The organism is Bradyrhizobium sp. sGM-13 (genome assembly GCF_018398875.1).
Lineage (GTDB): Bacteria > Pseudomonadota > Alphaproteobacteria > Rhizobiales > Xanthobacteraceae > Bradyrhizobium.
The window spans coordinates 1-7,675 of sequence record NZ_JAGWDK010000087.1 but is presented as its reverse complement, the minus strand read 5'-3'; the positions used below and the strand labels follow the sequence as shown (position 1 = coordinate 7,675).

Annotated in this window: 6 protein-coding genes and 3 pseudogenes; 2 read left to right on the top strand and 7 right to left on the bottom strand. The window is 59.1% G+C overall.

Going from position 1 to position 7,675, the window contains the following annotated elements; genetic code table 11:
* Positions 1 to 91: 91 nt before the first annotated feature.
* From KJQ96_RS37590 to KJQ96_RS37575, 4 genes and pseudogenes are all read right to left on the bottom strand, one after another.
* The gene (locus KJQ96_RS37590) at positions 92 to 238 is read right to left on the bottom strand and encodes a hypothetical protein (RefSeq protein WP_213257315.1); all 147 of its coding nucleotides are present in this window, start codon (positions 236 to 238) and stop codon (positions 92 to 94) included.
* A gap of 341 nt (positions 239 to 579) precedes the next feature.
* Positions 580 to 972 (bottom strand): annotated as a pseudogene (locus KJQ96_RS37585) (FMN-binding negative transcriptional regulator); the annotation flags it as partial.
* Positions 973 to 1,070: 98 nt separating this feature from the next.
* Positions 1,071 to 1,628 (bottom strand): hypothetical protein, encoded by a 558-nt coding sequence (locus KJQ96_RS42480; protein ID WP_213291067.1) that lies wholly within the window; start codon positions 1,626 to 1,628, stop codon positions 1,071 to 1,073.
* A gap of 550 nt (positions 1,629 to 2,178) precedes the next feature.
* Complete coding sequence (locus KJQ96_RS37575) at positions 2,179 to 2,463, bottom strand: hypothetical protein (protein WP_213257318.1); 285 nt, start codon at positions 2,461 to 2,463, stop codon at positions 2,179 to 2,181.
* Positions 2,464 to 2,943: 480 nt separating this feature from the next.
* Between KJQ96_RS37575 and KJQ96_RS37570 the strand changes: the two genes are divergently transcribed.
* Positions 2,944 to 3,336 (top strand): Rieske 2Fe-2S domain-containing protein, encoded by a 393-nt coding sequence (locus KJQ96_RS37570; protein WP_249735025.1) that lies wholly within the window; start codon positions 2,944 to 2,946, stop codon positions 3,334 to 3,336.
* On the opposite strand, the pseudogene KJQ96_RS37565 reads toward KJQ96_RS37570, so the two are convergent.
* The 3 genes and pseudogenes from KJQ96_RS37565 to KJQ96_RS37555 form a co-directional block, all read right to left on the bottom strand.
* Positions 3,305 to 3,897: pseudogene (locus KJQ96_RS37565) on the bottom strand (hypothetical protein). The gene KJQ96_RS37570 and the pseudogene KJQ96_RS37565 overlap by 32 nt on opposite strands.
* A gap of 491 nt (positions 3,898 to 4,388) precedes the next feature.
* A complete protein-coding gene (locus tag KJQ96_RS37560; RefSeq protein WP_213291066.1) occupies positions 4,389 to 6,071 on the bottom strand; it encodes an ATP-dependent Clp protease adaptor ClpS in 1,683 nt (560 codons plus the stop codon).
* An 83-nt stretch (positions 6,072 to 6,154) separates the two neighbouring features.
* Positions 6,155 to 6,322, bottom strand: coding sequence for a hypothetical protein (locus KJQ96_RS37555; RefSeq protein ID WP_213291065.1), 168 nt, complete (start codon positions 6,320 to 6,322; stop codon positions 6,155 to 6,157).
* Positions 6,323 to 6,351: 29 nt separating this feature from the next.
* On the opposite strand from KJQ96_RS37555, the pseudogene KJQ96_RS37550 reads away from it, so the two are divergent.
* A pseudogene (locus KJQ96_RS37550) lies at positions 6,352 to 6,673 on the top strand (HesB/IscA family protein).
* Positions 6,674 to 7,675: the final 1,002 nt, after the last annotated feature.

The following is a 7,675-nucleotide window of genomic DNA, read 5'->3' as shown; positions in this document are numbered from 1 at the left end:
TGGACGGCGAAGCCTCGCTGAAGGGACTCTCCGTGTGCTGCGCTCGGGGATAGAGTCCCTCGGCGCCGACCGGCGCGAAGGACTTGGTTGATTAGTGGTCGAAGCGGGCGGCCGTCGTCTGCAAGATGCGTGACAAAGTAGTCCGCCCTGACAGCAGCATGAAGGGCCGGTCGACGGACGGTAGTTCAAATCCCGCTCCCATCGAAATGAGATCGGCCGGAGCCAGCGCGTCGTTCATAGGATGGGACTCTATGCGCCGCGACAGCATCACAAAATGGTTGGCATTGCAGGGCCCTGCCGCGGATGGGCGTCGTAATAGTGCCGGCTCCGGCAAGCTGGCCTTCGGGAATGTTCGGTGACCTTCACCAGTGACTGCTCCCGCGAAGTCGGTCATCCTGCTCGGCCATTCCCACCAGCTTGCTGGCTCCGAGTCGCCGTCCCCGGGTAGAATCATGCGTCGTCGGCCGCAAGCATCTGAATTCTGCGAAAATGCCGGTTCGGATGGTTCATAATGTCTGCTGCCACTATGGGATCGGATGTTGGCAATCTTCAATAACTTCATTCCGCTGTCGCGAACGAGTTCGTTAGGCGCGTGACCACCTCGAGCAGACGTTCGGGCTCCTGGAAGAACTCAACCGGCCCTTACGCGTGGACGGCGGTGTAATTCCATGTCGGCACCACCTTCCCGGTTTCTTGCTTGGTCGCGAACCATGAGGGTCTCACGTAGGCTTCCGGACCCATGAAGATCGCCAGAGCTTCGCCGGTCGGAGCCGAACGCCATTGTGGATTGGCCTTCGCCAAGTGCCCGTACAGCACTCCGTGCTCTCCTTCGGTCTCATCGAGGAAGAGCGGCAAGGGTGTCGCAATCGGTCCGTCCGCGGTGGCCGTGACCAGGTTGGCGAGGCCGGCGGAGCAAATGGTCGCGCGGATGCTTTCGACCTCGTCATCTCTAAAGGCGGGGGGCACATACATGGCGGTTCTCCGTTCTCGTTCCTGAGATAGACCGAGCCTGGTACGGTTAGAATTGCCATTTATCACTGATTTTGATGGTCCAGTTGGAGGGCATGCGACTAGGACAATCGCCGCGAACGAAGCTGATCGACCGCTTGAGCCAGAAGCTGACAGCCGCGCTCGATCTGGCGCGCCTCCAGTGCGGCGTAACCCATGCTTCGGACGTTTGGGGCAGATCGCGAAACCAGACCACCACATGCAAGCCAGCGGCTGCGCCGTCGGATCTGGCGCATAGGGAAGGCTGCACGCAATCCGTCTTCAGCGGCCATGGGCAACCTGGTCGATGCGAAACGGCAGGCGGACGGTGTATGGGCCTCATCCAGCCCTTTGCCGCGCGGCCCCGGGGCATTCCGCGCGCCGATGATCTCAACAAGGCTTTCCATTTTCATGATACGATCCGTCACGGCAGCGACCATAGCCGGGGTGACGCCAAGTGTCTTGTGGACGCGGCAGAAGTTGTAGAAAAAGAAGTAGAGTGCCAACGCGTGGCAATGGTTTTCAAACTTCTTGCTGAACGCATTGGTGAAGCGGGTAAGCCGCCTCATTGACATGCGCATGGTCAGGTTCTGCCGCTCAACAAATGAGGTGCTGTTACGCTTCGGATCGGGGTTGCCCATGATGGCTTCCTTGATCGCGCCAATGCACTTGGGAGGGCTATAGCGGCCAGGACGGCATAGTCAGTCGCGAATATCTTGTTCAGCATCGCGTACTCAGCGTTGAAATCGACCGCAGATACGGCCTTGAGATAGGCTTTGTGGCCATCTGTGATGAGCTGGACGCGGTTGGCAAGACGCGCCTCCAAGTCTCCTAGGAAGACAATGCCGTTGTCTTGGCTGCGGTCGCCAACGTGCCATGACACGATCAGCTTGGAGTCGGCGTCCAGGCCCGTCCACGTCCAGATGTCGCCAGCAGCGGCCGGAGCCGCTTAGCAAATTTGACATTCTTCTGCTTGGCGTAGCTGAACGACCAAACCTCATCGCATTGGATGCGGATGGCGGGGACATGGCGGACCTTCTCATCGTGGAAGGCGGCGCAGGCCAAACCAGCGTCCACCAAGAGCTTAGTCACGGTATTGATCGACACCCCGTGCGGCGCGGCAATCAGGATGGAAGTGCGTATTGCCTCATGGAGGAATGTTCCCGAAGACTTCCCATCCAGATTGTCGCGCTATAACCCCGGTAATCCGGCTGAGCTGCTGCCCTCACAGAGCATCGTCAGAATCTGGACGCGGGTTTGTAGGGGCAGCTTGTTCATAGCGCTCATCCCACCGATGCGGAAAGCATTCCAATGACTGCTCCCACCAAGAGAGGCTGCTTCGGGGCACTTTTCCGTATGATGACGAACCGGAAGCAATTTGACAGCGGTGATCTTCACCGGTGAGCCTTTCGAGCAGGACACTTCGGCGAATTTGATCTCGTAGTTGCCAGGGCCTGCGGAAAAAACCGGAACCATCGTGCCATCCGCCTGACGGGCACGGGCAAGCCCAGGCCGGCGGCCGAAACCGGATTGGCCGCGAGGAGCGGCTGGTTCACGCCACCCTCCGCGGGCCGAAGGCCGGCGTGCCAACGCTGAAAATCACGAGAATCCCGCCTGATCGACAGCGCAATCTGCCGTAATCGGGCGCGTGACCGAATAGATGGTCAGCATGCCACGATCGAGCATTGCCGTCAGCTCGTCCAGCGAGCAGCCGGCAAAGTCGGACGCGAAGAGATCAATTTTTTGTAGCAGCCGCGGAGATGCGCGTTGTGAGCCCCGTAAAGCGACAGTGCTCGCGCGAACCCGTCGATCGTGCACGGGTCGCACCTAGTGGTGGTGCGCTTGCGACGCCGCGCGTCGAATTCCCCAGAAGGTGAGGCGATCCAGCACCCTGCGCGATTCTTGCAGGGCTGGTCGCAGGGTGATTAATGAAAGGCATCTTGTCATGAACGAGCAATGGATGCAGCCGAATACCGCCTATGCGATCTGCGGCTTCTACGACATCCCAAGCCGTGGTCCATTGTTGTGGTGCGCTGGGGCAAGCGGGTGTTTGGCTATCTCAATAAATGCCCGCATAACCGGGTCAACCTGGACTGGGAACGTAACCAGTTCCTCGATCCCAAGGGCATCCGGCTGATGTGCAGTAAGCACGGCTCGACCTTCGAGCTCGGCACCGGCCGCTGCGTTGATGGCCCGTGCAAGGGCAGCGGGCTCACGCCGGTCGCGTTGACGGGGCTGGACGGCGACATCTGCGTCACCGGCGTGCGGCTTGTTGTAGGACGAGAACGGATCCCACCGGCGAGGGCTGGACCAGCGCTCAGACCGGCCGGTTCTCGTTGCGGTTTTTGACGGGCCCCATCCTCTTCAGCCCGTCTTCGTAGGAGATTTCGTCATAGGATGCATCGACATTCCTGGCCGCGTCGAGCAAGTAATCGAGCCTGCCGCCCGCATCGAGCTTCTTGAGGCCGTTCTTGTTGACCCCGACCAGGTCCATCATCTCCTTCCAGATGACAGTGGATTCATCGCACGGCAGCACGTGGAAGGTGATATCACCGAGTTTGGTTCGGTATTTCGCCAACAGGTCTATGTTGTTGCAAAACATGAAGTAGCTGCCACCAGGGCTTAGCGCGCCGTCAAGAACGTTTGCGATATCAGCAAGATAAGCGAAGCAGTGCGTAGCCGGCCAGCACCGGAATGGTGCTTTCGCCTTCCTGCGCGAACCATCAGCACCTGCTCGATCGAATAGTCGGGCGGCCGCTCCTCGTCCGCGACCTGGGTCTGGAATTTTAGTGCGATATCGCCGCGAAAGCCGAACCGGCCCGGCTTGGTGGTCCCGCCCTTGAATATGGCATTGAGCAGGCGCCCCTCCTTGTCCAGCTGGCCGAGCGCGGTGTTCTCGATTGCAGTCATGAAAATCGTCCTCGATCTAAGCTCATCACCGGACACCTCGGCCGGCGCAACATGTGCAATGCAAATTGTTTGCCGCCGCGACTGGAATGGTTCATCCGCGTAACACTTAAAGAAAACACGCAAGCGCGCCGCGATCCCTCGAAGAGCCTCGTCAGGAACCCGACACGGGTCGCAAAGCCACTCTGCGCGATTCGAAAAAGACGGGATCAAGCGCGCGCTGGCATGCAGCTTGCGAATTCGCAAGCAACCGACTGATGCAAGGGAGGGGTGAGCCACAAGCAACCTGACGGATAGCGTAATGGATGCAGTCAAGACCGCGATCTCAACGTCGGCGCAGCCGGCGAGCGGGCAGTCATTGTTGCTTCGGCCTCGTCGTGGCGGTTCGCGTTCACGAACCGCCTCGCTGCTCATCAGTCATAGACGCGTCGTCGACACCCGGCGCATGCGGGAGTTGGCGCAGCCCTTGGCGGGTGATCTTCCTCTCTTCGCCTTCATTCAGACCCCGCAGCCATCGCTCCGGCCCCACCCAAGAGCTTCACGTTGAGGCGGCCGCCGGTGAACAGCATGTCGTCGAGCGCTTCCTCGATGTCAGCTGTGGTCACTGAGTTTCCGCCGTCACGAGCGATGCATGATTGCGCAATGCGCCGCATCAGCTCCTTAATGAAAGCGGCGCTGACGCCCTCAGTGCGGCGCACCGTCTCGGCTACGATCTCCGCCTCAAGCGGCAGGCCCATGCCGTAAAGCCGGATCAGCTTGTCGCGGCCGGTCGTATCAGGCAGCGGCATCTCGATCGCCTGGTCGATGCGGCCGGGGCGACCGGCCAGGGCGCCCTCGAGTTGCTCGGGGCGGTTGGTGGTGAGCACGAAGAGGATGTCAGCGTCTTCCTTCAAGCCGTCCATTTCATTTAGGAGCTTGTTCAGCGCGACCTCCTCACATGTTGTCAAGTCGTCGCGCTTGCTGGCGATCAGATCGACATCCTCGATCACCACCATGGTAGGCTGCAGCAGGCGCGCGAGCGCCATATAGGCGCTCAGCTCACCGACCCCTTCGGCGGTGATGATTAGCGTGGTGTGTCCCGGTAGGTTGGTGGCGAGATAGCGGATGGTGTGGGTCTTACCGGTGCCCGGCGGGCCATAGAGCAGGATGCCCTTGCGGGTCGACTGGCCGAATCGGCGGAGTGCGCCGCGCGTGGCGACAAAACTCAACACGTTGCGATCGAGCAATTTGATAGCCTGTTCCGGCAGGATCACGTCCTCGCGCTTCACTGGTGCCACTCGGTGCACCATGATGCCTCTTGAGCGGCCGCTGTAATCCGCACCTTCCTCGAGTGAGAGGATCTTGCCGCGATAAGAACGTGCCGCGTGCACCGCCCGTTCCAGTTCGTCAAAGCTGCGCTGAACAAAGGCTTCGCCGCCAGACCCCGCAGGGGCAACGATTTCAATCCGGATCATCGGCTTCGGCTCGCGCTTGAACTCCAACTCATAAGAGAGCACGACGGCATAGAAAAATTCGCTCGCCCGGCAAAGCCACAGTCCATTGTACAGGCATTTGACCGGCGCCGTCTCGCCAGTATCAACCTGGTGATATTGCGGCGGCACCAGCGAAATCGCATTCCGTCCACGCTGTTTGATCCGAGCGAATGAAAGCGTCTCGTACCTATGTTGTTCATAGACGCCGAAGAAGCGGACTGGATCGGCGAATAGCTTATCGATCGCGACCTGGACATCGGCCCGCATGTGGCCCGGGAATTGCCGCACAGTAGTGGCGAGTTCGCTCGGCGGTATATTGGTGAAGTGCCACTCAAGCGCTTCGAAGGCATATTCGAATTGCACGTCGGACAGGTCGGGGCCGTCCGCTTCGCCCGCGGCTTCGCCCGTGATCAGCAGGGGACATCCTTCAGCTCGGATACGCTCTTGCGCCGCCTCGAGGAGCGCCTTTGCGACTGAGGGAGGATAGCGTCCGCAGACGGCCTTGCCATGCTGCAAGACGAGTTTGGCGAGCGCAATGGCATCCCGCTCCTGTTTGTCGAATACCTCGCGCAGCAGGCGTACCACGAAACCGAGAGTCGTCTTGTCGTCATTGTGCAAAACAAGCTGAATGGGCGCATCGCCTGCACAGATCTTGTCGACAAAGACCCCCGGTGCGTGTTCTAGTTGTTCGGTAGTGTTCGTCATGAAAGTGGTCTCCGATCTAAGCTCATCACCAGACACTTCGGCCGGCTTAGACACGCAATGCAAATTGCTTGCCGCCGCGTTCCTTACGCTTCATCGGCGGAATCCATAAAGAAAGACACGCAAAGCCGCCGCAATCCCTCGAAGACCTTTGTCAGCAACCCTACACGCGTCGCAAAGCCAACAGGCGCGATTTCGAAAAGGTGAGCAATGTCAAGCTCGGGCGCGCTGGCATGCGACTTGCCAATTCCCATGCAAACGACTCGGGAAAATAAAGGGTGCCATGATCAATCTGACGGATAGCGCAGTGAATGCGCTCAAGAGCGCGATCTCGGCTTCGGCGCAGCCGACGAGCGGCCTGCGCATCATGGTCGAGGCCGGTGGCTGCGACGGGTTCAAATACCGGATGAAGCCTGGCCGACGAGGCTAAGCCTGACGACACCGTGATCGAGCGCGACGGCGTCAAGGTGTTCGTCGACAATAAGAGCCATGAACACCTCGCCGGCACGACGATCGATTTCGTGGTGGCGCTGTAGGGCTCGGGCTTCACCTTCGACAACCCAAACGCCAAATCGAGCTGCTCTTGCGGCAAATCCTTCAGCTGATGACAAGAGAAATCGAACCATGCTGGTGGAACCAGAACAACTGAAGCTACCGCCGAGCATTGAGACCGGTCGGGAGCAACTCATTCGCGCCGTGATCGAGGAGATCCGGCCCAATCCGCAACGCTGCCTGGGTCCTTGCTGTCGGCGGCAGAAACCTGCCTGGATCGCTCCCGCCGGATGATCTTCGAAGTGAATTGGGCGAGGAGTTCGGTCGTGCTTTCCGTGCTGCTGACGGGCACCAATTCCAGTTTCCCAGACGAGTGGCGTGTCCATCAGCACTGGAACGAATCCTTACGGGATCCAAAAGGTCCATGCCCAAAACATAATCCCCAGCACAAGGCACAGGAGGCGCTCGCAGAGCATGCCAACTCAGGCGACCCTGGCGTCCAAGTCGTTGATCGCGGTCTGTATCCTTCCGCATCAAACGCGAATCCTGAGTCTCGCATACCCGATCCAAAATGCTCGGATTGATGGGCAAGCAAAAAGGACGCTTAACTGACAAGCGGCACAAGTCTAGGGGAGGAAACGTCCAAGGAGGACAGCGACAGCCCGAGACGCCGCCGTGGTTGACTCGATACGTTTTGTGTTCGATGCCATTGGCGGAAAGCAAGGCGAGAGAACTATATTGCTACGGATCACCTCGATGGTATGGACATCTTCATTCGTGACGCCAGTCAATTTTCTCTTCCCGACTTTCTGAGCATCTTGATATCCCCGGCACACCATCTGAGGATGTCTGCGTCAACGCCTTCCGGTGGGTGCCCTCACACGAGAGTGAAACGGCGTACGCGCCACAGGCGTCTGGTATCAGGAAGATTGTCGGCTCCGAACCAAATGTCGACAATGCGACGCATGCAGATACTGCGTGCAGACTCAATCTTCTTTGTTGCGGCACGGCGCTTGCTTCTTTAGCCTTGGCATCTCCGATGAGGCATGGACGGTGATGTCTAGTGGTTCATCATAGTGATTTTGACGTTTTGATACCGAGCCATTCGAGGATGG

What these genes read in the sequence shown, in the direction of transcription:
- KJQ96_RS37590 (WP_213257315.1), bottom strand. Translation starts at nt 238, where the DNA reads ATGAACGACGCGCTGGCTCCGGCCGATCTCATTTCGATGGGAGCGGGA.
- KJQ96_RS42480 (WP_213291067.1), bottom strand. Translation starts at nt 1,628, where the DNA reads ATGGGCAACCCCGATCCGAAGCGTAACAGCACCTCATTTGTTGAGCGG.
- KJQ96_RS37575 (WP_213257318.1), bottom strand. Translation starts at nt 2,463, where the DNA reads ATGGTTCCGGTTTTTTCCGCAGGCCCTGGCAACTACGAGATCAAATTC.
- KJQ96_RS37570 (WP_249735025.1), top strand. Translation starts at nt 2,944, where the DNA reads ATGGATGCAGCCGAATACCGCCTATGCGATCTGCGGCTTCTACGACAT.
- KJQ96_RS37560 (WP_213291066.1), bottom strand. Translation starts at nt 6,071, where the DNA reads ATGACGAACACTACCGAACAACTAGAACACGCACCGGGGGTCTTTGTC.
- KJQ96_RS37555 (WP_213291065.1), bottom strand. Translation starts at nt 6,322, where the DNA reads ATGGGAATTGGCAAGTCGCATGCCAGCGCGCCCGAGCTTGACATTGCT.